General features: G+C 70.8%; 23 protein-coding genes and 1 pseudogene. 18 read left to right on the forward strand and 6 right to left on the reverse strand.

The genetic code is table 11. The features are described from left to right. Nucleotides 1–86 precede the first annotated feature (86 nt). Together ACZZ98_RS16810 and ACZZ98_RS16815 are read left to right on the forward strand one after the other, a co-directional pair. Nucleotides 87–578: a hypothetical protein gene (locus tag ACZZ98_RS16810; RefSeq protein ID WP_463517314.1), complete on the forward strand. Its 492-nt coding sequence runs from the start codon at nt 87–89 to the stop codon at nt 576–578. After that, nucleotides 575–1,471 carry a hypothetical protein gene (locus tag ACZZ98_RS16815; protein WP_463517315.1) on the forward strand — a complete coding sequence of 299 codons (897 nt, stop codon included), beginning with the start codon at nt 575–577 and terminating at the stop codon, nt 1,469–1,471. The genes ACZZ98_RS16810 and ACZZ98_RS16815 overlap by 4 nt, the downstream gene beginning before the upstream one ends. A 20-nt stretch (nt 1,472–1,491) precedes the next feature. On the opposite strand, the gene ACZZ98_RS16820 is transcribed toward ACZZ98_RS16815, so the two are convergent. Next, complete coding sequence (locus ACZZ98_RS16820) at nt 1,492–2,766, reverse strand: HRDC domain-containing protein (RefSeq protein ID WP_463517316.1); 1,275 nt, start codon at nt 2,764–2,766, stop codon at nt 1,492–1,494. A 1-nt stretch (nt 2,767) separates the two neighbouring features. Then, nucleotides 2,768–3,352: a DUF3000 domain-containing protein gene (locus tag ACZZ98_RS16825; protein ID WP_380089109.1), complete on the reverse strand. Its 585-nt coding sequence runs from the start codon at nt 3,350–3,352 to the stop codon at nt 2,768–2,770. 142 nt (nt 3,353–3,494) lie between these two features. On the opposite strand from ACZZ98_RS16825, the gene ACZZ98_RS16830 reads away from it, so the two are divergent. The 6 genes from ACZZ98_RS16830 to hemE are packed head-to-tail and all read left to right on the forward strand — an operon-like array spanning nt 3,495 to nt 10,553. Further along, on the forward strand, nt 3,495–5,024 hold the full coding sequence (locus ACZZ98_RS16830; protein WP_463517317.1) for a pyridoxal phosphate-dependent decarboxylase family protein: 1,530 nt from the start codon (nt 3,495–3,497) through the stop codon (nt 5,022–5,024). Continuing rightward, on the forward strand, nt 5,024–6,322 hold the full coding sequence (locus ACZZ98_RS16835) for a lysine N(6)-hydroxylase/L-ornithine N(5)-oxygenase family protein (RefSeq protein ID WP_463517318.1): 1,299 nt from the start codon (nt 5,024–5,026) through the stop codon (nt 6,320–6,322). The genes ACZZ98_RS16830 and ACZZ98_RS16835 overlap by 1 nt, the downstream gene beginning before the upstream one ends. After that, nucleotides 6,319–6,861: a GNAT family N-acetyltransferase gene (locus ACZZ98_RS16840; RefSeq protein WP_463517319.1), complete on the forward strand. Its 543-nt coding sequence runs from the start codon at nt 6,319–6,321 to the stop codon at nt 6,859–6,861. Before ACZZ98_RS16835 ends, ACZZ98_RS16840 begins: the two co-directional genes overlap by 4 nt. Continuing rightward, nucleotides 6,858–8,636 carry an IucA/IucC family protein gene (locus tag ACZZ98_RS16845; protein WP_463517320.1) on the forward strand — a complete coding sequence of 593 codons (1,779 nt, stop codon included), beginning with the start codon at nt 6,858–6,860 and terminating at the stop codon, nt 8,634–8,636. The genes ACZZ98_RS16840 and ACZZ98_RS16845 overlap by 4 nt, the downstream gene beginning before the upstream one ends. 9 nt (nt 8,637–8,645) lie before the next feature. Next, the gene (locus tag ACZZ98_RS16850) at nt 8,646–9,479 is read left to right on the forward strand and encodes a DMT family transporter (protein WP_463517321.1); all 834 of its coding nucleotides are present in this window, start codon (nt 8,646–8,648) and stop codon (nt 9,477–9,479) included. Between the two features lie 45 nt (nt 9,480–9,524). Next, complete coding sequence (hemE, locus tag ACZZ98_RS16855; RefSeq protein ID WP_463517322.1) at nt 9,525–10,553, forward strand: uroporphyrinogen decarboxylase; 1,029 nt, start codon at nt 9,525–9,527, stop codon at nt 10,551–10,553. Here the strand turns inward: hemE and ACZZ98_RS16860 are convergent. Beyond that, on the reverse strand, nt 10,542–11,666 hold the full coding sequence (locus tag ACZZ98_RS16860; RefSeq protein WP_463517323.1) for a DUF4349 domain-containing protein: 1,125 nt from the start codon (nt 11,664–11,666) through the stop codon (nt 10,542–10,544). The two genes, hemE and ACZZ98_RS16860, sit on opposite strands and share 12 nt — an antisense overlap. Between ACZZ98_RS16860 and hemG the strand changes: the two genes are divergently transcribed. From hemG to ACZZ98_RS16885, 5 genes are all read left to right on the forward strand, one after another. Then, a complete protein-coding gene (hemG, locus tag ACZZ98_RS16865) occupies nt 11,636–13,057 on the forward strand; it encodes a protoporphyrinogen oxidase (protein WP_463517324.1) in 1,422 nt (473 codons plus the stop codon). The two genes, ACZZ98_RS16860 and hemG, sit on opposite strands and share 31 nt — an antisense overlap. A gap of 4 nt (nt 13,058–13,061) precedes the next feature. Continuing rightward, nucleotides 13,062–13,790: a hydrogen peroxide-dependent heme synthase gene (gene hemQ, locus ACZZ98_RS16870; protein WP_463517325.1), complete on the forward strand. Its 729-nt coding sequence runs from the start codon at nt 13,062–13,064 to the stop codon at nt 13,788–13,790. A gap of 99 nt (nt 13,791–13,889) precedes the next feature. After that, nucleotides 13,890–14,237 carry a type VII secretion target gene (locus ACZZ98_RS16875; RefSeq protein WP_463517326.1) on the forward strand — a complete coding sequence of 116 codons (348 nt, stop codon included), beginning with the start codon at nt 13,890–13,892 and terminating at the stop codon, nt 14,235–14,237. Further along, nucleotides 14,234–14,977, forward strand: a complete 744-nt coding sequence (locus ACZZ98_RS16880) for a hypothetical protein (protein WP_463517327.1) — start codon at nt 14,234–14,236, stop codon at nt 14,975–14,977. Before ACZZ98_RS16875 ends, ACZZ98_RS16880 begins: the two co-directional genes overlap by 4 nt. Nucleotides 14,978–14,993: 16 nt before the next feature. Next, a complete protein-coding gene (locus ACZZ98_RS16885; protein ID WP_463517328.1) occupies nt 14,994–15,341 on the forward strand; it encodes a hypothetical protein in 348 nt (115 codons plus the stop codon). Between the two features lie 98 nt (nt 15,342–15,439). Here ACZZ98_RS16885 and msrB read toward each other — a convergent pair whose 3' ends face one another. Further along, nucleotides 15,440–15,874 (reverse strand): peptide-methionine (R)-S-oxide reductase MsrB, encoded by a 435-nt coding sequence (msrB, locus tag ACZZ98_RS16890; protein ID WP_463517329.1) that lies wholly within the window; start codon nt 15,872–15,874, stop codon nt 15,440–15,442. 76 nt (nt 15,875–15,950) lie between these two features. On the opposite strand from msrB, the gene ACZZ98_RS16895 reads away from it, so the two are divergent. From ACZZ98_RS16895 to ACZZ98_RS16910, 4 genes are all read left to right on the forward strand, one after another. After that, complete coding sequence (locus tag ACZZ98_RS16895; RefSeq protein WP_463517330.1) at nt 15,951–18,092, forward strand: ATP-dependent DNA ligase; 2,142 nt, start codon at nt 15,951–15,953, stop codon at nt 18,090–18,092. Next, nucleotides 18,085–19,251, forward strand: coding sequence for an alpha/beta hydrolase family protein (locus ACZZ98_RS16900; RefSeq protein ID WP_463517331.1), 1,167 nt, complete (start codon nt 18,085–18,087; stop codon nt 19,249–19,251). Before ACZZ98_RS16895 ends, ACZZ98_RS16900 begins: the two co-directional genes overlap by 8 nt. Before the next feature lie 199 nt (nt 19,252–19,450). After that, nucleotides 19,451–20,872 carry a dicarboxylate/amino acid:cation symporter gene (locus ACZZ98_RS16905; protein WP_463517332.1) on the forward strand — a complete coding sequence of 474 codons (1,422 nt, stop codon included), beginning with the start codon at nt 19,451–19,453 and terminating at the stop codon, nt 20,870–20,872. Continuing rightward, the gene (locus ACZZ98_RS16910; protein WP_463517333.1) at nt 20,869–21,861 is read left to right on the forward strand and encodes an LLM class flavin-dependent oxidoreductase; all 993 of its coding nucleotides are present in this window, start codon (nt 20,869–20,871) and stop codon (nt 21,859–21,861) included. Before ACZZ98_RS16905 ends, ACZZ98_RS16910 begins: the two co-directional genes overlap by 4 nt. On the opposite strand, the gene ACZZ98_RS16915 is transcribed toward ACZZ98_RS16910, so the two are convergent. Continuing rightward, entirely contained in the window at nt 21,851–22,486 is a 636-nt protein-coding gene (locus ACZZ98_RS16915) for a TetR/AcrR family transcriptional regulator (RefSeq protein ID WP_463517334.1), read from the reverse strand. The genes ACZZ98_RS16910 and ACZZ98_RS16915 overlap by 11 nt on opposite strands. A gap of 97 nt (nt 22,487–22,583) precedes the next feature. Here ACZZ98_RS16915 and ACZZ98_RS16920 point away from each other — a divergent pair. Next, nucleotides 22,584–23,307: pseudogene (locus tag ACZZ98_RS16920) on the forward strand (DUF899 domain-containing protein). On the opposite strand, the gene ACZZ98_RS16925 reads toward ACZZ98_RS16920, so the two are convergent. Then, entirely contained in the window at nt 23,272–23,955 is a 684-nt protein-coding gene (locus ACZZ98_RS16925; protein WP_463517335.1) for a dihydrofolate reductase family protein, read from the reverse strand. The pseudogene ACZZ98_RS16920 and the gene ACZZ98_RS16925 overlap by 36 nt on opposite strands. Between the last annotated feature and the right edge of the window lie 30 nt (nt 23,956–23,985).

Genomic DNA, 23,985 nt, shown 5'->3' on the forward strand with positions numbered 1-23,985 from the left:
CGTATGTCAGATATGAGATAACGCAAGCCACGGCATCCGGCGGCAACGTCTTTCGTCGGCGCCACGGGATCTGGCACCATGACGCCATGACGGGGGAGTCGACACGCACCATTCCTGGGTATGCCGTGGCGTGGCGGATCGCCGTGAGCGTGGCCGTCACGGTCACGGTCGCCCTGGGGACCCTGATCGGCAACGACGGCTGGTGGCCGTTCGCGCCCATGTCGCAGTACGCCTTCTCCGTCCGCAACGACGGTGTGATCAACTCGCTCACCATGGCCGCGGTGACCGTGGACGGTGAGGAGGTGCGGGTGCCGTTGTCCAAGGAGATGATCGGCATCGAGCGCGCCGAGATCGAGAGCCAGGCGCCGCGCATCATCAACAACCCCGGTCTGCTCCAGGACGTCGCCGTGCTCCACCGCCGCCGCCTGGCGCACGAGCCCGCCTATCGCACCATCTGGTTGCAGAACACCCAGCGTGACATCCGCAGCGGCACGACCACGGTCCGCAGGCTCGTCTCCTGGGAGGTCGTCGACCCCACCGACCCACGACCCAGCGGCATCTCCCAGGACGCGCGATGAGTGCCGTCCGGACCTTCTTCGTGCCGGCCCTGCCGCTGGCGCGGGTGGCGTGGCTGCGACGCTTCATCTATGCGTTCGTGTGGCTCGACGTCCTGTGGATCGTCACCGACCCCATCCCGCACGGCGACGTGCCGGCGAGCCTCTATCGCGGACTCACCGTGCGGACCCTCTTCGGCATGCCGGCCCCGTCACCGACCTATGTCAGGGTGCTGCTGGCGGTCATCCTCATCAGCTCGGTCGTTGCCGCCATGGGGCGGCTGCCGCGGCTGGCGGGCCTGGCCTGCGCGATCGGGATGCTCGACTGGGTGAGCAACGCCTTCGCCTACTCCAAGGTCGACCACGACCACTTCGCCCTGATCCTTGCCTTGTTCGTGCTGCCCACGGTCGGCAGGGCCAGCGTGCGTGACGTCGACCTCCGTTGGGAGAGCGCTGGCTGGGCTCTCCGGATGGTCCAGCTCGGCGCGGTCTCGATCTATGCCCTGTCGGCCTGGGCCAAGCTGCGTTTCGGCGGATGGGGCTGGGCCAACGGCGCGACCCTCATCTGGGCGCTGACCCGCCGCCCCAACGGGATCGGCCCCTGGGTCGGGTCCCACCCCGCTCTCACCCACGCCCTGCAATGGATCGTCTGGATCGCGGAGTTTCTCGCACCCGTCATGTTGTGGCTCAAAGGCAAGGCGCTCTATGGCGCGCTGCTCTTCGCCGCCGGCTTCCACCTCAGCACTTACCTCATGCTGAAGATCCACTTCCTGCCGCTGGCCGTCTGCCTCCTCGCCTTCCTGCCGCTGGAGCGCCTCGGGTCGATGAGGGACCGCGTCAGGCGGGCCCGGAGCGCCCGGAGCGCGACGGGAGCGGACGGCATACCGACAAGGGTCGAGACCGTTCCCGAGCCGTAGCGGCAAGAGCCGGCCAGTCCTCAGTCGGGGTCAGGATGGGCCTCGAAGGCCCGGGCCAGCATCGGCGCCACGATCTCGGCCTGCCACGCACGCACGCCGTAGTCGTGCAGGGCCTCGGTGAAGCCCGCCGTGTCGCGCGAGGTCGGTGGACGCCACACGACCCGGCGGAGCGGGTCGGGCGAGATGACGTTCTCGACCGGGATCTGGTGCTGCTCGGCGTATGCCGTGAGCTCGGCTCGCGTGTCCGTCAACCGGGCGGCGGCGACCGGGTCCTTGTCGGCCCAGGAGCGTGCGGGCGGTGGCCCGTCGGAGCGCACCGTCCGCGGCGGGAGGTCGGCCTCGTCGATGGCGTTGGCGCGCTGGACCGCCGCGACCCACTGGCGGCCGTAGCGGGCGATGGCGCGGTGCCCGCTGGGGAGGCCGGACGGGGTCGTCGGTGCCTCCGTCGCGATGGCGACGAGCCCGGCGTCGGGGAGGATGCGACCGGGTGAGGTGTCGCGGTCGCGGGCGATGTCGTCACGGGCGTACCAGAGCTCACGCACGATGGCGATGCCCCGGCGGCTTCGGATGGTGTTGAGTCCGCTGGTGCGACGCCAGGGATCCACGCGCTCGGTCGGTGCCCACTGCAGCAGGGCCTCGAACTCCTGCCGTGCCCACTCGGACTTCTCCTGGCGGGCGAGGTCGACGCCCATGAGGTTGCGCAGCTCGGTGAGCACCTCGACGTCGAGCGCTGCATAGCGCAGCCACGGCTCGGGGAGGGGTCGCGTCGACCAGTCGACGGCGGAGTGCTCCTTGGCCAGCGCCAGACCGAGGTAGTGCTCGACGACCGCGGCGAGGCCCACGCGGGGAAGTCCGAGCAGCCGGGCGCCGAGCTCGGTGTCGAAGAGCTGGATGGGACGCAGGCCCACCTCGGCCAGGCAGGCCAGGTCCTGGGTCGCCGCATGCAGGATCCACTCGGCCCGGCCTATGGCCTCGTTGAGGGGCGAGAGGTCCGGGCAGGCGATCGGGTCGATGAGCCAGGTGCCGGAACCCTCACGTCGCACCTGGATGAGGTAGGCGCGCTGGCCGTAGCGGTAGCCGGAGGCCCGCTCGGCGTCGACGGCGACGGGCCCCTCACCGGCGGCGATCGCCGCGGCGGCCTCGCTGAGTCGCCGCTCGGACTCGACGACGTCGGGCGTGCCGTCGGCGGGCTCGTTGAGAGGGGTCGGTGGGGGGAGAGCAGGCTCGGCGTGAGCGGTGGCCTCGGCGTCGAGGTCCTCGGTGGCCACGGACGAGTCGGACGGGGCGTCGGTCATGTCAGCGGCGAGGCCCGGGCAGGGCCACGACGCCCTCGGGCAGGGGAGGGAGCCCGGCGATGGTGCACAGCAGGTCGGACCAGGCCAGCAGGTGCAGCCCCGCGTCGGGTCCGACCGGGGTCCAGGACGCGCGCACCTCCATCTCGACACTGGCCGGGCGGTCGGCCAGGCCGGCAAAGCTCTGGCTCACGACGCGAGTGACGGTGCCGGCCTCGGCGATCGCCTCCACCCCACGGTTGCCGAGGGCGTCGACGAGCCACGACCACCCCACCTCGCCGAGGAGCGGGTCGGCGGCGAGCTCCGGCTCGAGCTCGGCCCGCGCGAACGTCACGGCCCGCCACTCGCCACCCCACGGTTCGGGGGCGGACGGGTCGTGGAGCAGGACGAAGCGACCGGAGGCGAGCTCCTCGTCGTCGCCCGCGGAGCCGAGGACGTCGGCGGTGAGGGCCACGGCATACGGAGCGATCCGTTGCGGGGCGGGCACCTCAGTGATGCGCACCTCGGGCCGCAGCCGAACGTGTCGCAGGGCCTCGAGAGCCTCGGTGAACTCCGGGGACTCGCGGCCGGGAAGGGAGCGTGTTGCCACCTGATGAGGGTATGCCGGGTGGCTGGGTTCGCGGGTGAGGCCACGCCGGGTGGTGCCGGTGGTGCCTGCGGTGCCGGTGGTGCAGGCGAACCATGCCGGAGGAGTTGCTTAGGACTACCTAAGTAAGGCTACCCTCACCTCCATGACCACAAGAGAGTCGTCACCCGCCACGTCCCTGCTCACCGCTCGCACCGCCGAGGCCTGCGCCGACGCGGTCGCCACCGCCGCCCGTGTCGCGGCCGAAGCGATCGCCGGAGCCGGGGCGCCGTTCAGCGGGGCCACGCCCGGGCCCCTGCGCCGCGAGGTCGCGGCGATCGACCTCGACGTGCCCACGAGTGGGATGACCGCCGTCCTCGACGAGGTGCGTGAGCTCTATCTGCGCGACGCCGTCTACTTCCACCACCCGCGCTACCTCGCCCACCTCAACTGCCCGGTCGCCGTGCCCGCCGTCGCGGCCGAGGCGATGCTCACCGCGGTGAACTCCTCGCTCGACACGTGGGACCAGAGTGCCGGCGCCATGCTCATCGAACGGCGCCTGGTCGACTGGACGGCCGAGCGGATCGGTCTCGGACCCGACGCGGACGGGATCTTCACGAGTGGGGGCACCCAGTCCAACCTCCAGGCGCTCCTGCTCGCTCGCGACGAGACCCTTGCGAGGCACGCCGACCGACCGCGCACGGAAGCCCTGGGCCAGCTGCGGGTCTTCGCGTCCACCGCAGGTCACTTCAGCGTCCAGCGAGCCGCCCGGCTGCTCGGACTCTCGCCCGACGCCGTCATCGCGGTCCACACCGACGACGCCGAACGCATGTGTGTCGACGCTCTCGTGAGCGAGGTGTCGAAGGAGCGTCGCGCCGGCAACCTGCCGTGCGCCGTCGTCGCCACCGCCGGGACGACCGACTTCGGAAGCATCGACCCCCTCACCGAGATCGCCGACGTCGCCCTCGCCCACGACCTCTGGATGCACGTCGACGCGGCCTATGGCTGTGGGCTGCTCGTCTCGCGCCGTCGCGCACTGCTGTCGGGGATCGAGCGCGCCGACTCGGTGACCGTCGACTTCCACAAGTCCTTCTTCCAGCCGGTGAGCTCCAGTGCCGTGCTCGTGCGCGACCGGTCGACCCTGCGACACGTGACGATCCGCGCCGACTACCTCAACCCGGTCGAGCACGCCGACCGTCGGGGCATCGAGGACCAGGTCGACAAGAGCCTGCAGACGACACGCCGCTTCGACGCCCTCAAGCTCTGGTTCACACTGCGCGCCATGGGCCCCGACCGGGTGGGCGAGCTGTTCGACTCGGTGATCGACCTCGCCGCCTCGACGGCCGGGCACCTCCGGCTCGATCCCCGCTTCGAGGTGGCCGTGGACCCGGTGCTCAGCACGGTGGTCTTCCGCTGGGTGCCGTCGTCCTCGTCGTCCCCGTCGGACACAGGGCCGGTGGAGGGCGCGCGCATGGACGCGGCCAACACCGGCGCCCGCGAAGCGGTCTTCTCTGCCGGAGAGGCCGTCGTGGCGTCCACGAAGATGCACGGCCGCACGTGGCTCAAGCTCACCCTGCTCAACCCGGAGACCACGCTGACCCAGGTCCTCGAGGTCGTCGACCTGCTCGCAGACCACGCCGAGCGCGCCTTCGACGCGGCACCGGACCTCGCCGCCACCGGACGGGAGGTGGCCTGATGCACGACGTCATCGGCATCGGCCTCGGCCCCTTCAACCTCGGTCTGGCCGCCCTCCTCGACCCGGTCGACGACGTCGACGAGGTCTTCCTCGAGGCGCGCGACGAGATCGCGTGGCACCCGGGGATGCTCCTGTCGGACAGCCGCCTGCAGACGCCGTTCATGTCCGACCTGGTGACGATGGCCGACCCCACGTCGCGCCACTCCTTCCTCCAGCACCTCAAGGAGACCGGTCGCCTCTACCCGTTCTACATCCGGGAGTCGTTCTATCCGCTGCGGCGTGAGTTCGACGCCTACTGCCGGTGGGTCGCGGAGCGCCTCGAGAGCGTCCGCCTGTCGCGGCGGGTGACGTCGGTGACCTTCGACGAGGACCAGCGTGCATACGTCGTGCGCGCGTCGAACCCCGACGGCGAGGAGACGTATGCCGCCCGCTCGCTCGTCGTGGGGACCGGCACCCCGCCGCACCTCCCGGAGAGCTGCGCCGGCCTGCCGCCCGGACTGCACAACTCGACCTACCTCCAGCGCAAGGCGGAGCTGCTCGAGTGCCGGCGCGTCGTCGTCGTGGGCAGCGGCCAGAGCGCGGCCGAGATCTTCCATGACCTGCTCGCCGCCGACGACGGCCGCGAGCGCGAGATCATCTGGCTCACGAGGTCGCCGCGGTTCTTCCCGCTCGAGTACACCAAGCTCACTCTCGAGATGACCTCCCCGGAGTACGTCGACCACCTCCACGCCCTGCCGCCGGAGCGCCGCGAGCCGCTCATCGCGTCGCAGGCACCGCTCTACAAGGGGATCTCGGGCGACCTCGTCGACGAGATCTACGACGCGCTCTACGCCGCGGGAGTCGACGGACCGTCGAGCACGCGCCTGTTCACCAACACCGCCGTCACCAGGTCGCTCCAGGAGCCGGACGGCACCTACCGGCTCACGGTGAGGCACGCCGACACCGGCGAGGAGCGCGACCTCGAGACCGACGGACTCGTCCTTGCCACCGGCTACAGACACGAGGTGCCCGCCTTCCTGGCCCCCGTCGCCGACCGCATCCGCTGGGACGAGCGGGGACGCTTCGACGTGACCCGCGACTACCGGGTCGACGTGGACGGCCCGCCGATCTGGGTGCAGAACGCCGAGCTCCACACGCACGGCTTCGCGGCACCCGATCTCGGGATGGCGGCATACCGGAACTCCTTCATCGTCCGTGGGATCACCGGGCGCGAGGTCTATCCGATCGAGACGCGGATCGCCCACCAGGAGTTCGGACTGCCCGAGGTCGCGCCGTTGCGGTCGGAGGTGTCGGCATGACGACGTTCACGTTGCGACCGGTCGACCCGCTCGCGGACGCACCCATGCTCCATCGGTGGGTGACGCATCCCAAGTGCCGCTTCTGGCAGATGTCCGGCCACGACGTCGCGCAGGTGCAGCAGGCCTATGTCGAGATCGACGAGAACGCCACTCACGACGCCTTCCTCGGGCTCGTCGACGACGAGCCGGCGTTCCTCGTCGAGCGCTACGACCCGGCCGGCGACCCGGTGGGGCAGGTGTATGCCGTGCAGCCCGGGGACGTCGGCATGCACGTGCTCGTCGCGCCGACGGATTCGCCCGTGCCCGGGTTCACGCGTGACGTCTTCGCGACGGTCATGGACTGGCTGTTCACGGACCCGAGCGTGCAACGCGTCGTCGTCGAGCCCGACGCCGACAACCATGCCGTCCACACCCTCAACGCGTGGGCCGGCTTCACCGTCCACCAACGCGTGCGCCTGCCCGGCAAGGACGCCCTGCTGAGCTTCTGCACGCGCGCCGGCCACGTCGCCTCCGCAACTCGTCGAGGAGCTGCCGCATGACCACTGCACCCCACTTCCCCCAGCACCTGCAGCCCGAGCACTGGGCGCGCGCGACGCACTGGCTCGTCCGCAAGGCGCTGGCCGAGTTCGCCCACGAGCGGATGCTCGACCCCATCGCCCTGGGACGCGGAAGGTATGCCGTCCGCGCGAGCTCCGGTGCGGCATACGAGTTCTCGGCTCGCGTGCTTCCGCTCGACCACTGGCTCATCGCGCAGGACTCCATCGTGCGGAGCGTCCACGGGGAGGTGCGCGACCTCGACGCACTCGAGCTGTTCGTCGACCTCCGGGCTGACCTCGATCTCGGGCCCAAGGTCCTGCCGCTGCTCCTCGAGGAGATCTCGGCCACGCTCAGCGCCCAGGCCTACCGGTGGTCCGTCCAGCAGCCGAAGAGCAGTGAGCTCGTCGGCGCCGACCACCAGCTCGTCGAGTCGGCCATGCGTGAGGGGCACCCGTGCTTCGTCGCGAACTCGGGCCGGATCGGCTTCGACGCGAGCGAGTACGAACGCTATGCGCCGGAGGCCGCCCCCGACGTGCGGCTCGTCTGGCTGGCCGCCCGGCGTGAGCGGTCCACCTTCGCCGTGGGAGCCGGCATGACGCGGGAACGGCTCCTCGCCGAGGAGTTCTCCGACGAGACCCTGGCCCGGTTCGGTCGCGTTCTCGCGGTCCGTGGCCTGTCGCTCGAGGACGTGCACCTGCTGCCTGTGCACCCGTGGCAGTGGGACAACCGGGTGACGACGACGTTCGCCGCCGACCTCGTCAGGGGTGACCTCGTCCTGCTCGGGCCGGGCGACGACGTGCATCGACCCCAGCAGTCGATCCGCACCTTCTCCAACACCTCCGCTCCGCAGCGCAGCTACGTCAAGACGGCCCTGTCCGTGCTCAACATGGGCTTCCTGCGCGGTCTCTCCGCGGCATACATGGAAGTCACCCCGGCCATCAACGACCACGTCGCCGAGCTCGTCCGCGGCGACGAGACCCTCCGGGCCACCGGCTTCGACGTCCTGAGGGAGCACGCGTCCGTGGGCTATCGCAGCCCCACCTATGACGCGGTGGCCGAGCGGGGCGACCCGCACCTCAAGATGCTCGCCGGCCTGTGGCGGGAGAGCCCGATGCCCCTGCTCCGGGACGGTGAGACCCTCGCGACGATGGCGAGCCTGCTCCACGTCGACGAGGTGGGCGATTCGTTCGCCGCGGCCCTGGTCGAGGCCAGCGGGCTTCCCGTCAGGGAGTGGGTCCGCCGCTATCTCGAGGCCTACCTCGTGCCCGTGACCCACTGCCTCGTCGCGCACCGGCTGGCCTTCATGCCGCACGGTGAGAACCTCATCCTCGTCCTGAGGGACGGCGTCGTGGAGCGCGTCATCATGAAGGACATCGGCGAGGAGGTGGCGATCTTCGACCCGGACGTCGCCCTGCCCGACGGGGTCGAGCGGGTGCGGGTCGACGCCGAGCCGTCGATGCAGGCCCTGTCGATCCTCACCGATGTCGTCGACTGCTTCCTCCGGTTCCTCGCCGCCGTGCTCGACGAGGCCGGCGTGCTCGACGCCGAGGACTTCTGGGCGGTCGCGCGAGACGTGCTCGACGACTACGAGGACGCGCACCCCGAGCTTGCTGCTCGGCTCGACGCCCTCGACCTGCGGGCAGCGGACTTCGACCTCTCCTGCCTCAACCGGTTGCAGCTGCGCAACAACCAGCAGATGCTCGACCTGGCCGACCCCGTGGGAGCGCTGGCGTTCGCCGGTCGGATCGCCAACCCGCTGGCGGAGCCCCGCTCATAGGCTGCGGAGGTGCTCTCCCTCCTCGCCCTCGCCTCGTCGGCCGTGTGGGGGACGTCGGACTTCTTCGGTGGGCTCATGGCCAAACGGCTCCCGGCCGTGGCGGTCGTCGGGATCACCCAGGGCCTGGCGTTCCTCCTGCTCTGCGCCGTGATCCTCGTGCGCCTGGCCCTGGGCCATCCACCCGAGTGGGGGAGCTGGGTCGGGTGGGCCGTGGTTGCCGGTCTCAGCGGGGCCACCGGGCTCGTCGCGTTCTACACGGCACTGGCCAGCGGCACGATGGGTGTCGTCGCACCCATCGCGTCCATGGGTGTCCTGGTGACCGTCGGACTCGGTGTCGCATCGGGTGAGACGCCCTCGGGCTGGGTGTGGGTCGGCATCGCCGTGGCCGTCGTCGGGATCGTGCTCGCGTCAGGTCCCGAGATCTCGGGCGCCGTGTCACCCCGTCCGGTGCTCCTCGCCTGTGTCGCCGCCGTGGCCTTCGGTCTGGCCCTCTTCTCCCTCGACCGGGGCTCGAGTGACTCGTTGCTCATGACGCTGTGGGGGATGCGTTTCACGTCGGTCGTCGTGTTCGCCTCGGTGGCGCTCGTGCTCCGGTCGGTCGGTGAAGCCGGACGTGCCCACCTGCTGCCACTGGCTCTCATCGGGTCGGCGGACCTGCTCGCCAACGCGCTCTTTGCCACGGCCTCCTCACGCGGGCAGGTCAGCATCGCGTCGGTGCTGAGTTCGCTCTATCCGATCGCGACGATCCTGCTGGCCCGCATCGTGCTGGGAGAGCGGCTCCGTCCTGTCCAGCAGGTCGGTGTCGTGTGTGCCCTCGTCGGCGCCGGGATCATCTCCCTCTGAGGTCGCGGTTCTCGTCCCTCTCGTCCGCAATGAGAGGATTCCGCGGTGATCTCCGACAGCCCGCTCGTCCTCGCCGCCACCCGCCAGCCGGTCCCGCACACCCCTGTGTGGTTCATGCGTCAGGCCGGGCGCTCGCTGCGCGAGTACCGCGCGCTGCGTGAGGGGACGGCCATGCTCGAGGCCTGCCGCACACCTGATCTCGTCACGGAGATCACGCTGCAGCCCGTCCGCCGCCACAAGGTCGACGCCGCGATCTTCTTCTCGGACATCGTCGTGCCGCTCGCGGCCGTGGGCGTCGACCTGGACATCGTCCCGGGCACGGGTCCGGTCGTGCCAGCGCCCTTCCGCACGCGCGCTGACCTCGACCGCCTGCCGGACCTCACCGCCGACGCCATCCCCGACATCACGGAGTCGGTCCAGCGACTCGTCGACGGGCTCGGCACCACCCCGCTCATCGGGTTCGCCGGAGCGCCCTTCACGCTCGCGTCGTACCTCGTCGAGGGTGGCCCGTCCAAGACCCATGAGCAGACCAAGGCCCTCATGCACGGTGACCCTCAGCTGTGGAACGACCTGTGCGAGCGCCTCGCCCAGATCTCCGGTGCCTTCCTCCGGGTCCAGGTCGAGGCCGGGGCCAGCGCCGTGCAGCTCTTCGACTCCTGGGTCGGCGCGCTCTCGCGAGCCGACTACACGGCATACGTCCAGAAGCACTCGGCCACGGCGCTGGCCGCGGTCGCCGACCTCGGTGTGCCACGCATCCACTTCGGCGTGGGCACCGGCGAGCTGTTCGAGCTGATGGGTGCGGCGGGCGCCGAGGTCGTGGGCGTCGACTACCGCGTGTCCCTCACCGACGCCGTCGCTCGTCTCGGAGACGGGTATGCCGTGCAGGGCAACCTCGACCCGGCGCTCCTCGGCGCCCCGTGGGACGTGCTCGAGGCCAGGGTCCGGGCGATCGTCGACGAGGGACGCGACGCGCCGGGACACATCTTCAACCTCGGCCACGGCGTCCCGCCGCACGCCGACCCCGACGTCCTCACGAGGATCGTCGAGGTCGTGCACGAGCACTCAGCCCGCTGAGCCCGGGGGCATCGGTCCGGCGGGGTGCGCGACCGGGGCGAGGAAGCCGGGACGGGCGGACCGACGACGGCGCATCCACCAGACCACCGGAGCGAGCACGAGCCCGAACGCGACGGCGAACGGGAGCACCGCGCCGATGACCGTGACGAGCACCGCCGCGGACGACGTGAAGGCCGACCACCCGGACTTCAGGCCGGCCAGGAAGCCGCCCGCCGCAACGGGTTCGAAGTCGTCCGTCGACAGCGAGATGGAGATCGGCGACATCGTCACGGAGTCCTTGAGGTTGGCCAGCTGTGCCGTGAGGCCGTCGAGCTCGGCCTGACGTTGTGAGAGCTCGTTCTCGAGGGAGACGAGGTCGTTGACCGTCGTCGCCCTGGCCAGCAGGTCGCGGATCCGCGCCACGCTGGCGGTCATCGACTTCACCCGCGCCTCGGTGTCGACATAGGTCCCCGTGACGTCCTCGCTCGAGCTGTTGCGGAACTGCACGTCGCCGACCTTCTCGAGAAGTGCGATCGTCGCATCGAGCGAGGTGGAGGGCACGCTGATCGTGATGGTGCTGGAGGTGTCCCTGCCCTCGGTGCCGGAGTAGAGCTCCTCGGACAGCACGGATCCCTGCTGGGTCGAGGCGATCGTGCGGATCCGGTCGGCGGCCGCCGTGAGGGTCTCGACCTTGAGCTGGAGGTTGGCGCGGCGGACGAGCTTTGGCCGACACCGGCCCGGGCCTGCGCCGTGGTGCCGTCCTTGGCCGCGCCGGCAGCGGCGTCGCCGTCGGAGGCCTGCGCGCCCTGGTCCTGCCTCGCCATCTCGCCGCTGGCCGGCGCGCCGCCGGAGTCGCTGCTGTCCGCACCTCCACCGGAGCAGGCACTGAGCGCGCCCAGTCCGAGGAGCCCGACGAGCGCGGCACTGGCGAGGCGTCGACGCCACAGCCTCTGGGGGCGCAGAACCTGGGGGGTCATGATGCTCTCCACTTCTCCGGTGGGCCCGGCGCTCGGTGTCTGTTGGTGGTGAGACTGCTCCTGTGGGGTCACGGGTTCCGCAGATCCGGGTCACGAGTTGGTGACGGCCGGTGAGAGAGTGAGGAGGTGAGCACAGCCGCACCCCCGTCGCGTCCATCCGTCGTCGTCGTGGGCGGCGGGATCGCCGGGCTCACGGCGGCGCGCGACCTGCTCATCGCGGCACCCGGCACGCAGGTCGTCGTCCTCGACGCGTCCGACCGGGTCGGGGGCAAGGTTCGACGCCAGGAGATCGGCGGACACCTCGTGGACGTCGGGGCAGAGGCGATGCTGGCCGTGCGGCCCGAGGCCGTCGACCTCGTGGGTGACCTCGCCGACTCCTCGGACATCGTCACGCCGACCACGACGTCTGCTCGGGTGTGGTCGCGCGGCCACCTCCATCCCCTGCCACGCGGGCGGATGGGCGTGCCCTTCGCCGACTCGGCCGTCGCCGGGCTCCTCACCGCCGACGAGGAGGTGCGCATGCGCACGGAGGCCCCTGCACTGTCGACGGGGGACGACGTGTCCGTGGGCGACTACGTCAGTGCTCGGTTGGGAGCCGCTGTCGTCGACCGTCTCGTGGAGCCCCTGCTGGGTGGGGTGTATGCCGGTCACGCGCGGCAGCTGTCGCTGCGGGCGACGATGCCGGCGGTGTGGGCGATCGCGCATAGGCATGGCTCGCTGTTGGCCCCACCGGCCGTCGACCCGCAGGCCGGGGCGGCGCGGCCACCGTTCATCGGACTCGTCGGTGGCGTGGGTCGTTTGTCGGAGCTCCTCGCTGCCGATGTCGAGGAGCGCGGTGGAGCTCTCGAGTCCGGCACGATCGTCCGCGGCATCGAGCGCACGCCGAGCGGTTGGTCCGTCCTCAGCGGGCCGACGACGCAGGCCCGCCGACTCGAGGCGGATGCCGTCGTCGTGGCGGTGCCGCCGCCCGCTGCCTCGCGTCTGCTGGCGTCGGTCGCTCTGCCAGCGGGCGCCGCGCTGGGCGAGATCGAGATGGCCTCGGTGGCCGTCATCACTTTGGCGGTCCCCATGGCCGAGGTCGGGTCCTGGGAGGGCTCGGGCTTCCTCGTGCCGCCCGTCGACGGACGAGGCATCAAGGCCAGCACTTTCAGCTCCGCCAAGTGGGGGTGGCTCGCAGCGGAAGGGGACGACACGGCATACCTGCGTGCGTCCGTGGGGCGCGCGGGGGAGTCGGCGACGCTCCAGCGCGACGACGCCGAGCTCGTCTCCCTCGCGGTCCGCGAGATCGCCGAGGCGGTCGGTGTGCCACCGCTCACGGTGCTCGACAGCCACGTGCAGCGATGGGGTGGAGGGCTGCCGCAGTACGCAGTCGGCCACGTGGACCGCATCGCCCGGGTGACGCGAGCGGTCGCGGAGGTGCCCGGTCTCGAGGTGGCCGGTGCGGCATACCAGGGCATCGGGATACCGGCCGTCATCGCGTCGGGCCACGCCGCGGCAGAGGCGACGATGACCCACCTGAGGGCGGTCGCAGCGCGCGCGGGAGAATGAGCCCATGAGCACCCCCACCGGTCGTCCCGCCCCGAGCAAGCCCACTCCCGCCCAGATGCGCGAGATCAACGAGACGATCCGCTACACGATGTGGTCGGTGTTCGAGGTGACCGAGCCCCTCGGCAAGGACGACCGCGCCGCGATGACGGCCGAGGTCGAGGAGCTCGTCGCCGAGCTCGAGTCGCGCGACGTGGTGGTGCGCGGCTTCTATGACGTCGCCGGCCTGCGCGGCGACGCCGACCTCATGGTCTGGTGGCACGCCGAGCGCATCGAGGACCTCCAGGACGCCTACCACCGGCTGCTGCGCACCTCGTTCGGCGCGCACCTGTCGTCGGTGTGGTCCAACGCGGCCCTGCACCGCCCGGCGGAGTTCAACAAGAGCCACGTGCCGGCGTTCCTCGCCGGCGAGGAGCCGCGCGACTACGTCTGCGTCTACCCGTTCGTGCGGTCCTACGAGTGGTACCTCCTCGAGGACGCCGAGCGCCGCGACATGTTGCGCGAGCACGGCCAGATGGCCCGTGAGTTCCCCGACGTGCGCGCCAACACCATCTCGTCCTTCGCGCTCGGCGACTACGAGTGGATCCTGGCGTTCGAGGCCGACGAGCTGCACCGCATCGTCGACCTCATGCGTGAGCTGCGGCCCTCCCGGGCGCGGCTGCACGTGCGCGAGGAGGTGCCCTTCTTCACCGGCCCTCGCGTCGCCGTCGCCGACCTCATCGCCCGCCAGCGCTGACCGGTCGCCGGTGTGCCGGCGGGTAGTGCTCCCCATGGTGGGCAGGAGCGCTGGCGTGCAGACTTGCCCGCACACACCCATCCACGAGTGAGGTAGGCAATGCGACGCGAGGAGACCGGCGGTCGGGGGACCGCAGAGACGTTCCGGGTGCAGCCGGAGGCGCTGCGGACCTTCAGGGACGAGCTGGTGGAGCTGGCTCCGCAGGCCGGTGCGGCCTCGGACTACGCCAAGACCTGGGCCGAGCTGGACCCCAGCGGGGGCTCGCTCATGGAGCGCGTCGTGGATGTCGCCTACAACGTCGACACGGAGCTGACGACCTTCTTCACCGAGCTCAAGACGATCATCGAGGGCGCGGGCGGCGAGCTCGGACAGGCAGCCCGTCGCTACGAGCGGCTTGACGACGAGGCCGCGGCACGGCTGGACGCGACCTACTGGAGCCAGTCGTGAAGAAGCCGCTCGAGGGCGGCGGGGGCTGGTACCCCGCCCAGTACCTCGTGGACCCTGTCCCTAAGGATGTCGCAGGCGCGTGGGGTGACGTCAACGACTGGTACGACAAGTTCAACCCCTCCCTGGGCAAGTGGGCGCTCATGGCCTGGGAGAAGTTCTCCGGGGCCGACATCGGTGAGATCTGGGGAGAGCTCCTGGCCGGTGACTGGGAGCAGGTCGCCAAGCTCGCCGCGGCGCTGACCAACCTCGGGAAGTTCTGCGACGACTTCTCGGAGGCCCTGGATGCGCACTCGGGGATCATGGACGGTGACTGGGACGGGGAGGCAGCCCAGGCGGCGTCGGTCTGGTTCATCAGCGTCAGCGCAGCCCTCGACACGATGAAGGGCAACCTCGACGAGGCGGCGAAGGGATTCAACGAGGCAGCGCTGGGCATCCACGAGTGCTTCGAGACCGTCAAGTCCGGCATCGAGACCATCGTCGACCTGGCGATCACCATCGGGATCTCGCTCGCGGCGACGGCCGCGTCGTCGTGGACGGGAGCAGGGCTGCTCATCGGCGGCTCGGCGATCGCCGCCCAGGTCGCTCTGGCGGTCTCCAAGGTCTCCATGATCAAGGACGCCATCGAGCTGGCCACCCTCGCCGCCCGCGGTGTCATCGGAGTGACTGCTTCGCTGGCCGGGCCGGCCGGCAACTTCACGACGGTGCACCTGCCCAGCGTCTACGAGAACAACAACCTGTGACGACGAGGAGAGCACGATGAGCGAGCCCACCACCGACCCCGACGGCTCGGTCGCCCGCCCCCTGCTGCCGACGCTCACCGACCCGGCACACGACGCCCAGCTGCGGCACTCGCTCTCCGTGCTCCGGGACAGCTGCCCGGACGAGGCACTGCGAGCCCGCATCAGCGACGTTCTGGCCGGACGGGCGCAGCTGCGCGACCTGGCCGGCGACCCCGACTTCGACAGGTTCGTCACCCCGCTGACCGAGCGGGGGATGGAGCTGTTCGAGGAGTACGAGCGTGCAGTGGCCGAACCGTGCGGGGGCTCCGCAGACCCCGAGACCCCGGCGGCGCCGCCCACTCCGCCGAGGCACGGCACCTGGTGAGGCGCTGGTCCGCTGGCCCCCGGGTCGAGGGAGCCACAAATGGCTGAGCGAGCCACCCATGGGTGGCTCGCTCAGCCATTTCTGCAGTGCTCGTGGGATCAGGCGGGGGTCCCGTCGGCGGGGCGCAGCGTCATGGCGATGCTGTTCATGCAGAAGCGCTGGTCCGTGGGCGTGTCGTAGCCCTCACCCTCGAAGACGTGACCGAGGTGGCTGCCGCAGGTGGCGCAACGGACCTCGACACGCGGCCGACCGGGGAGCGACGAGTCCTCGATGAACTCGACCGAGTCACCGGCGAGCGGGCTGTAGAAGGACGGCCAGCCGCAGTGGCTGTCGAACTTGGTCTCCGACGTGAAGAGCTCGGCGTTGCAGGCGCGACAGGAGTAGACACCCTCGGTCTTGGAGTCGGTGTACTCGCCCGCGTAGGGGCGCTCGGTCCCGGCCTGCCGCAGGACGGCGTACTCCTCGGGCGTCAGCTCGGCGCGCCACTCCTGGTCGGTCTTGGTGACGGCATACGTGCGGTTCGTGGGCTCCATGCCATGACCAACCACGAAGCCCCCAGGAACGTTCCCGGGGCGCGGTGTGGTCGGGGCGCCTCACTAGGGTGTGGCCATGACGGGTGCGACGACGATGGAGATCGACGGTCCGGACGGGGCCCGCGAGGTCAGGCTCTCGAGTCCGGACCGGCTCATCTGGCCCGGTGACAACATCACCAAGGGTGACCTCGCGGCATACATGGTCTCGGTGGGTGCACCGCTCGTGCGCGCCATCGGTGACCGGCCGGTCACGCTGCAACGCTTCCCCGAGGGGATCGAGGGCGAGGAGTTCTGGTCCAAGAACCCGCCCAAGGGCATGCCCGAGTGGATCCGGACCGTGTCGTGCCGCTACCCCTCGGGACGGCGCCACGCCCAGCTCGTCGTCGACGAACCCGCCGCTGCCGTGTGGGCCGTGCAGATGAACACGGTGACCTTCCACCCGTGGCCGGTGCGCACGGCGGACAACGACAACCCCGACGAGCTGCGGATCGACCTCGACCCTCAACCCGGGCGGACGTTCACCGACGCGGTCGAGGCGGCGGTCGCGCTGCGCGAGGTGCTAGCCGAGGCGGGGCTCACCGGGTGGGCCAAGACCTCGGGCAACCGGGGGGTGCACGTCTTCGCCCGCATCGCGCCGACCCACGAGTTCCTCGACGTCCGCCACGGTGTCATCGGCCTCGCCCGTGAGCTCGAACGCCGCCTGCCCGACCTCGTCACCACCTCGTGGTGGAAGGAGGAGCGGGGGGAGCGGGTCTTCGTCGACTTCAACCAGGCCTGTCGCGACCGCACCATCGCCTCCGCCTACAGCCCTCGGCCGCTCGCGGGTGCGCCGGTCTCGATGCCGGTGTCGTGGGAGGAGCTGGGCACCGTGGCTCCGGGCGATTTCACGGTCCTCACCGTCCCCGAGATCGTCGCCGACCGGGGTGACGCCTGGGAGGGCATGGATGCTGCGGTCGGCGACATCGCGCCCGCACTGGCGCTGTGGGACGCCGACGTCGAGCGGGGGCTCGGGGAGCTGAACTTCCCGCCCGACTACCCCAAGATGCCCGGCGAGCCGCCGCGCGTGCAGCCGAGCAAACGGCGCACGGACCGCGCCGACGAGGACTACATGAAGCCCAAGGCCGAGCGGGACGCAGACCTTCGCAAACAGTGGGGTATGCCGGTCGTGCCACCGATCGCTCCCATGCTCGCCAAGCCGAGCAAGAAGCTTCTCGAGGGCGAGGTGAGCTACGAGCCGAAGTGGGACGGGTTCCGCTCGATCATCTACCGCTCCGGCGACCAGGTCGAGATCGGCAGCCGCAACGAGAAGCCGATGACCCGCTACTTCCCCGACGTCGTCGAGGCGGTGCTCGCCAACTTCCCGGACAAGTGCGTCGTGGACGGCGAGATCATCCTGGTCCGGCCCGGTGAGGACCTGCTCGACTTCGACCTGCTGCAGCAGCGGATCCACCCCGCGGCCAGCCGGGTCAAGAAGCTGGCTGCCGAGACACCTGCGTCGTTCGTGGCGTTCGACCTGTTGTCGCTGGGGGAGCGCGACCTCATGGGCGAGCCGTTCGCGGTGCGCCGCGCCGAGCTCGAGAAGGCGTTCGCGTCGGTGCAGGCGCCGATCCACCTCACGCCGGCGACGCGTGAGGTGGCGCAGGCGCAGGAGTGGTTCGAGCAGTTCGAGGGTGCCGGGCTCGACGGGCTGATGATCAAGCCCCTTGACGGCACCTACGAGCAGGACAAGCGCACGATGCACAAGCTCAAGCACGAGCGCACGGCCGACTGCGTCGTCGCGGGCTATCGCACCCACAAGAGCGGCGACGACCTCATCGGGTCGCTCCTTCTCGGCCTCTACGACGACGACGGCACGCTCGCGAGCGTCGGTGTCATCGGGGCGTTCCCGATGGCGAGGCGCAAGGAGCTCTTCGAGGAGCTGCAATCGCTCGTCACCGACTTCGACGAGCATCCGTGGGCGTGGGCCAAGCAGGAGGAGGGCACGCGGACACCGCAGAACGCCGCCGGCTCCCGGTGGGCCGCGGGCAAGGACCTGTCCTTCACCCCACTGCGTCCCGAGCGCGTCGTCGAGGTCCGCTACGACCACATGGAGGGCGTCCGGTTCCGGCACACGGCGCAGTTCGTGCGGTGGCGCCCCGACCGGGATCCCCTGTCCTGCACCTATGCCCAGCTCGAGGAGCCCGTCTCCTACGACCTCGCCGACGTTCTCGATGCCTGAGGTGACCAGCACCCGTCGGGCGGTGCGCGCCGCCGTGGCCGTCGGGGCGACCACGACGGTCGCCAGCGCGGCCGGGTCACTCGCGGCCGCGGCATACTTCGCCCGCCGTGTCCTCACCCCTGAACGCGACCGCCCAGACGACGTCGAGATCCTCGACGTCCGCGGCGACCGCGTCCTGCTGTCCGCGACGGCCGAGACCGTCGTGCCCGGCCGCTACGGACTGTGGATCGACGGCGGCCGAGGGCACGTGCGTCTCGGCGACCTCACCGGGGCCGACGTCGCCGAGGGCACGGTCGAGCGTGAGGTCATCGGGGTCGACAGCGGAGAGCTGCGACCCGGCGGTGCACGTTTCGACGGCTACTTCTACGCGGGGACACCGGATGCCGCGCTGGGGCTGGCGACCGAGCACGCCGACGTCGACGGAGAGCTCGGTCGGATGCCGGCCTGGGTCGTGCCGGCGAGCGGTGGTCGAGGGTCGCGGTGGGCGGTGCTCGTCCATGGGCGCGGTGCCCGTCGTGACGAGCTGCTGCGCGCGCTCCCGGCGCTCCACGAGGCCGGGTGGACCTCGCTCGTCCCGACCTACCGCAACGACGAGGACGTCCCCGCCGGACCTGACGGCCGCTACAACCTCGGGCTGTCCGAGTGGCGCGACATCGAGTCGGCCGTCGAGTATGCCGTGGAGTCCGGCGCCGACGAGGTGCTGCTCCTGGGCTGGTCGATGGGTGGTGCGATCGCCCTGCAGTTCCTCGACCGCTCACCTCTGGCCGACCTGGTGTCCCGCGTGGTTCTCGACGGCCCGGTCATCGACTGGGGCGACGTGCTCGACCACCACGCGCGCCTGCACCGACTGCCCAAGGGGGTCGGGACGCTGTCGCGCTCGATGATGGGGCGGCGTTGGGGCAAACGGCTCGTCGGGGTTCACGAGTCCGTCGACGTCGCCCAGACCGACTGGGTGCGTCGTGCCGACGAGCTGCGGCACCCCATCCTGCTCATGCACTCGGCGGACGACGAGTTCGTGCCCGTCGGCCCCTCCCGCCAGCTGGCCCTGCACCGGCCTGACCTCGTGACCTATGAGGAGTGGCGGGTCGCGCGACACTGCAAGGAGTGGAACACCGACCCGGACCGCTGGGAGCGGCTCGTCGCCGACTTCGTCCGATAGGGCGCCGGCACCGACCAACAGCTGGACTACGGGGAATAGCGTCGCCCTGCGGGAGGTTGCCGCCCCCGTGCGCACTCCGACGACGACCCCTGCCCTGTGGCGACGGTTGCACGTGGACCTGAGGCTGGACGCCAGCGACCGCTGTCCGGGCTGACCGCCTCCGCCCCTGCAGCCCACCCCCTTCCTCAGGAGTTCTGTCATGTCCAGCACCACCCCTGACGCCGCCGCGCCCGCGCCGGCGACCCGCACGACCCGGCGCACCCGGGGCCGAGTGCCCTTCTGGGCGCAGGTCTTCATCGGCCTGGCCGCAGGAGTCCTGCTCGGCTTCATCGCCCGCCAGTTCGACCAGGCCTGGCTCGCCGAGACGCTCAAGACCGTCGGCGGCATCTTCGTCCAGCTGCTCCGGGTCATCGTCGTCCCGCTGGTCCTCACCGCGATCATCGTCTCGATCGCCAACCTTCGGCAGGTGACGAACGCCGCGCGCCTCGCCGGGGAGACCCTCGTGTGGTTCGCGATCACCGCCGCCGCGTCGGTCGTCGTGGGCATCACCCTCGGCCTGGTGACGAACCCCGGCGCCAACGCGAACCTCGACACCAGCGCGGGCCAGGCGCCCAGCAGCACGGGCAGCTGGCTCGACTTCCTCACCTCGATCGTGCCGGGCAACTTCCTCGGTCTCGAGGTCTCGACGTCCGCGGAGGAGGGTGGGGCGCTGACCTCCAGCCCTGACTTCAACATTCTCCAGCTCGTCGTGCTCGGCATCGCCATCGGAGCCGCGGCCCTGTCCGTCGGCGCCAAGGCCGAGCCGTTCGTCAACCTCACCCGGAGCGCCCTCGAGGTCTTCAGCAAGCTCGTCTGGTGGGTCATCAGGCTCTCGCCGCTCGGCACTGCCGCCCTCATCGGATCGGCCGTCGCGAACTACGGCTGGGACCTGCTCGGACCACTCGCCCTCTTCACTGCCGACGTCTACATCGGATGCGCGATCGTGCTCCTCGTGATCTATCCGATCGTGGCTCGGGCCAATGGTCTGAGCCCGGTCAAGTTCTTCGCAGGCGCCTGGCCCGCGATCCAGTTCGCGTTCGTGTCGCGCAGCTCGATCGGCACCCTGCCGCTGACCCAGCGCGTCGTGACGCACAACCTCGGCGTCTCGAGGGACTACGCCTCCTTCGCCGTGCCGATCGGCGCGACGACCAAGATGGACGGCTGCGCCGCGATCTACCCGGCCCTCGCGGCCATCACGGTGGCGCAGCTCTTCGGGGTGGACCTGGCCTTGACCGACTACCTGCTCATCGCCTTCGTGTCGATCGTCGGTTCGGCCGCGACGGCAGGTCTCACCGGAGCCGTCGTCATGCTCACCCTCACCCTGTCGACACTCGGGCTGCCGCTCGAGGGCGTGGGGCTGCTCCTCGCGATCGACCCGATCATCGACATGATCCGCACCGCCACCAACGTGGCCGGACAGGCGCTCGTGCCGACGATCGTGGCCAAGCGCAACGGCCTGCTCGACCAGTCGGTCTATGACAGCAACACCTTCGGCGGCGCCGACGCACGGCTCGAGCTCGACGAGGACGAGGTGGCTCCCGCCCCGACCTCGGACGACACCCGCGTCCCGGTCCCCGCATGACCACGGCAGGACCGCGGCTCTCGCTGCTCGACCTCGCCACGGTGGGGCGTGACCAGTCCGTCGGCGAGGCCCTCGAGACCAGCGTGACGCTGGCGCAGAAGGCGGACTCGCTCGGCACGTTCGAGCGCCTGTGGTTCGCCGAGCACCACAACATGCCCTCGATCGCCTCGGCTGCGACCGCGGTCCTGCTCGCGCACGTCGCTGCCCGGACCGAGCGCATCCGCGTCGGTTCGGGCGGCGTCATGCTGCCCAACCACTCACCCCTCGTCATCGCCGAGCAGTTCGGCACGCTGGCCGAGCTCCACCCCGACCGCATCGACCTGGGACTCGGCCGGGCCCCGGGCACGGACCAGGTGACCAGCCGGGCGCTTCGGGTGGACCCTCGGGCCTCGGACCGCTTCCCCGACGACGTCCTGGAGCTCCAGGGCTACCTGTCCGACGAGTCGCTCGTGCCGACGATCAACGCGATCCCGGGTCGTGGCACCAGGGTCCCGCTCTACATCCTCGGCAGCTCGCTCTTCGGTGCGCAGCTCGCGGCCCGGTTCGGTCTGCCGTATGCCTTCGCCAGCCACTTCGCGCCGGACGCGTTGCAGCAGGCGGTCGAGGTCTATCGCCGCGAGTTCCGGGCCTCGGAGCAGCTGGCGCAGCCCCATGTCATCGCGGCGCTCAACGTCGTCGTGGCCGACGACCAGGAGGAGGCCGAGTCGATGGCCGCCTCGGTCCTGCGCTCCCGTGTGCGTTCGCTCGCCTCCCGCGTCCCGGCGTATGCCGGCCAGCTCGACGATGCGACCGTCGACGCGTTGCTGGAGTCACCGGTGGCGGCGCAGGCTCGGCACATGATGACCTACACGGCCGTCGGCGACATCGCGACCGTGCGCGACTACCTCGACCGTTTCGCCGAGCTGGCCCGGGCGGACGAGCTCATGGTCAACAACGCCGCCCCGGGCCTCGACAACCGCCTCAGGGCCCTGGAGCTCCTCAGCTCCTGACCTGCTGCAGGCCGGTGATGATGTCGTCGACCGTCCGGGCCGCCCAACGGTCCACGGCCGCCCTGGGCTGGTGCTGGAGCGGACCGTCCAGAGCGAGGACGGCGAACCCGTGGACCGCCGCGAAGCACGGCCACTCCGCTCCGGCACGGCGCTCGGGGGTCAGGCATCCCGCAGCCTCCATGGCGTCGAGGGCGTCGACCAGCAGCAGGAAGGGCGCCGGGGGAGTGGCTGGGGCGGAGAGGTCGGCCAGCCGGAGCTCGGGCTCCCCGAAGAAGGCGACGGAGAACCATCCCGGTTCGGCGAGGGCGAAGCGGATGTAGCCCAGTCCCACCGCGCGCAGCTGGGCCGTCGCCGCCTCCGCCGCGCTGGTGCCGGGGGAGGAGCGCCTCGCAGCCCGCATCCGCGCGACCATGCGGTGCTGGACGGCCTCGGCCACCCCTTGGAGCAGAGACCTCCGGTCGGCGAAGTGGCGGTAGGCGGCGTTCGGAGTGACCCCCACTCGTCGGGTGACTTCTCGCAGGCTCAGTGCCGTCGGACCGCCGGTGCGAGTGAGGTCGAGACCTGCATCGAGGAGCGCGCGCCGCAGGTCGCCGTGGTGGTAGCGCTCAGGGTCTCTCGGTGGCACCTCTTGCTCCTTCGTGTGGCCCATGTATACGGTGTAGACATTACTCGTCACACGCGTCGTGGGCACCAGTGACACGGCCCGGCTCGAAGGAGTGCTCATGACACGCACCGCCCTACCGCCGGTGGTCGACCAGGCCACCTGGCAGGACGAGCTCGCGCAGCTGCGGGCGCGGGAGAAGGCCGCCACGCGGGAAGCTCGACGCCATCGCGGCGCAGCGCCGCCGGCTGCCCATGGTGAAGCTCCCCGACTACACGCTCGAGGGTGAGGACGGTCCGGTGCGGCTCGCTGACGTATTCGACGGCGCGTCGCAGCTCATCACCTACCACCACATGTGGCACCCCGGCGCCGAGTGGCAGTGCGGTGGCTGCACGGGCTTCACCTCCCAGTTCACCCGACTCGAGTTCCTCCAGAACTGGGACGCCCGGTTCGTCGTGGTCACGCAGGGCCCGATCGAGGAGGCGCTGGCCTACCGGAAGAAGGTCGGCAACCGCATGACGTGGTACTCGACCGCCAACAGCCCCTTCGGCGCGGACATGGGTGCCCCACCCGGTGGCGGCTTCGCGGTGAACGTGTTCCTGCGGGACGGGGACACGGTCCACCGCACCTGGCACACCGATGGCCGCGGCACCGAACAGCTCAGCCACAGCTTCCCGCTCATCGACCTGCTGCCCTACGGTCGCCAGGAGGAGTGGCAGGACTCGCCGGAAGGGTGGCCGCAGTCCGCGGCATACAGCAGGTGGATCGACTCGGAGGACGTGGCCCGGTGGTACGGCGACAAGGGCGCCTCAGGGACGGCGGACGCGCCACAGCCCGAGCAGTGAGCCGTCCTCCTCGAGGAGGTGGACGATCTCGGCGTCGAGTCCCGAGGCGCCACCGAGCGGCACACCGCTGACGACGCCCTGATGGTCTCCGCCCACAATCCGGGGAGCGATCGTGAGCGCGAGCTCGTCGACGACCCCGGCTTCGAGGAGGCTGTGGAAGAGGTGGGGGCCGCCCTCGGTGAGGACACGCGGCATACCCGTCGAACGCAACCTGGCCACGACGGCCGGGAGGTCGACCTCGTCGTCTCCCTCGACCCAGACGTCTTCGTCCTCGAGCCGACCCGATGACCGACACGTCACGAGGATGACAGCACCGTCGCCCTCGGCCAGCGACTCCGGCAGGCGACCGCTCCCGCTGACCACGACGATGGGCGTGGCTCCTCGCCGATAGCCCTCTGCGCGAGCGGTTCCCGCGCCGACGAGCACACAGTCGGCCAGCTCTCGCTGGAGGTGGAACACGCGTCCGTCGGCTTCGGTGTTGATCGACCCGCTCCGACCGTCCCCGCCGACTGCGGACCCGTCGAGGGTGCTCACGAAGTTCGCTCGGACACCGCCGCCCGAGGGCCACGCATACAGCCTCGCCAGGTCGTCGGCGGTCGGCAGGTCGGGGGTGGACGCGCTGGAACGGTTGTCAAGGAGGAGGCGCACAGCGAGAGTCTGGCACCCCGGGGACGCGCC

The sequence above is a fragment of the Knoellia sp. AC549 genome, from assembly GCF_979258975.1.

Excerpts from the sequence above, each read along its gene's own strand:
- hemQ (WP_463517325.1), top strand. The coding sequence starts at position 13,062 with ATGAGCACCCCCACCGGTCGTCCCGCCCCGAGCAAGCCCACTCCCGCC.
- ACZZ98_RS16905 (WP_463517332.1), top strand. The coding sequence starts at position 19,451 with ATGTCCAGCACCACCCCTGACGCCGCCGCGCCCGCGCCGGCGACCCGC.
- ACZZ98_RS16840 (WP_463517319.1), top strand. The coding sequence starts at position 6,319 with ATGACGACGTTCACGTTGCGACCGGTCGACCCGCTCGCGGACGCACCC.
- ACZZ98_RS16830 (WP_463517317.1), top strand. The coding sequence starts at position 3,495 with ATGACCACAAGAGAGTCGTCACCCGCCACGTCCCTGCTCACCGCTCGC.
- ACZZ98_RS16845 (WP_463517320.1), top strand. The coding sequence starts at position 6,858 with ATGACCACTGCACCCCACTTCCCCCAGCACCTGCAGCCCGAGCACTGG.
- ACZZ98_RS16860 (WP_463517323.1), bottom strand. The coding sequence starts at position 11,666 with ATGGACGCGACGGGGGTGCGGCTGTGCTCACCTCCTCACTCTCTCACC.
- ACZZ98_RS16895 (WP_463517330.1), top strand. The coding sequence starts at position 15,951 with ATGACGGGTGCGACGACGATGGAGATCGACGGTCCGGACGGGGCCCGC.
- ACZZ98_RS16900 (WP_463517331.1), top strand. The coding sequence starts at position 18,085 with ATGCCTGAGGTGACCAGCACCCGTCGGGCGGTGCGCGCCGCCGTGGCC.
- ACZZ98_RS16820 (WP_463517316.1), bottom strand. The coding sequence starts at position 2,766 with ATGACCGACGCCCCGTCCGACTCGTCCGTGGCCACCGAGGACCTCGAC.
- ACZZ98_RS16810 (WP_463517314.1), top strand. The coding sequence starts at position 87 with ATGACGGGGGAGTCGACACGCACCATTCCTGGGTATGCCGTGGCGTGG.
- ACZZ98_RS16835 (WP_463517318.1), top strand. The coding sequence starts at position 5,024 with ATGCACGACGTCATCGGCATCGGCCTCGGCCCCTTCAACCTCGGTCTG.
- ACZZ98_RS16875 (WP_463517326.1), top strand. The coding sequence starts at position 13,890 with ATGCGACGCGAGGAGACCGGCGGTCGGGGGACCGCAGAGACGTTCCGG.
- ACZZ98_RS16910 (WP_463517333.1), top strand. The coding sequence starts at position 20,869 with ATGACCACGGCAGGACCGCGGCTCTCGCTGCTCGACCTCGCCACGGTG.
- msrB (WP_463517329.1), bottom strand. The coding sequence starts at position 15,874 with ATGGAGCCCACGAACCGCACGTATGCCGTCACCAAGACCGACCAGGAG.
- ACZZ98_RS16815 (WP_463517315.1), top strand. The coding sequence starts at position 575 with ATGAGTGCCGTCCGGACCTTCTTCGTGCCGGCCCTGCCGCTGGCGCGG.
- ACZZ98_RS16885 (WP_463517328.1), top strand. The coding sequence starts at position 14,994 with ATGAGCGAGCCCACCACCGACCCCGACGGCTCGGTCGCCCGCCCCCTG.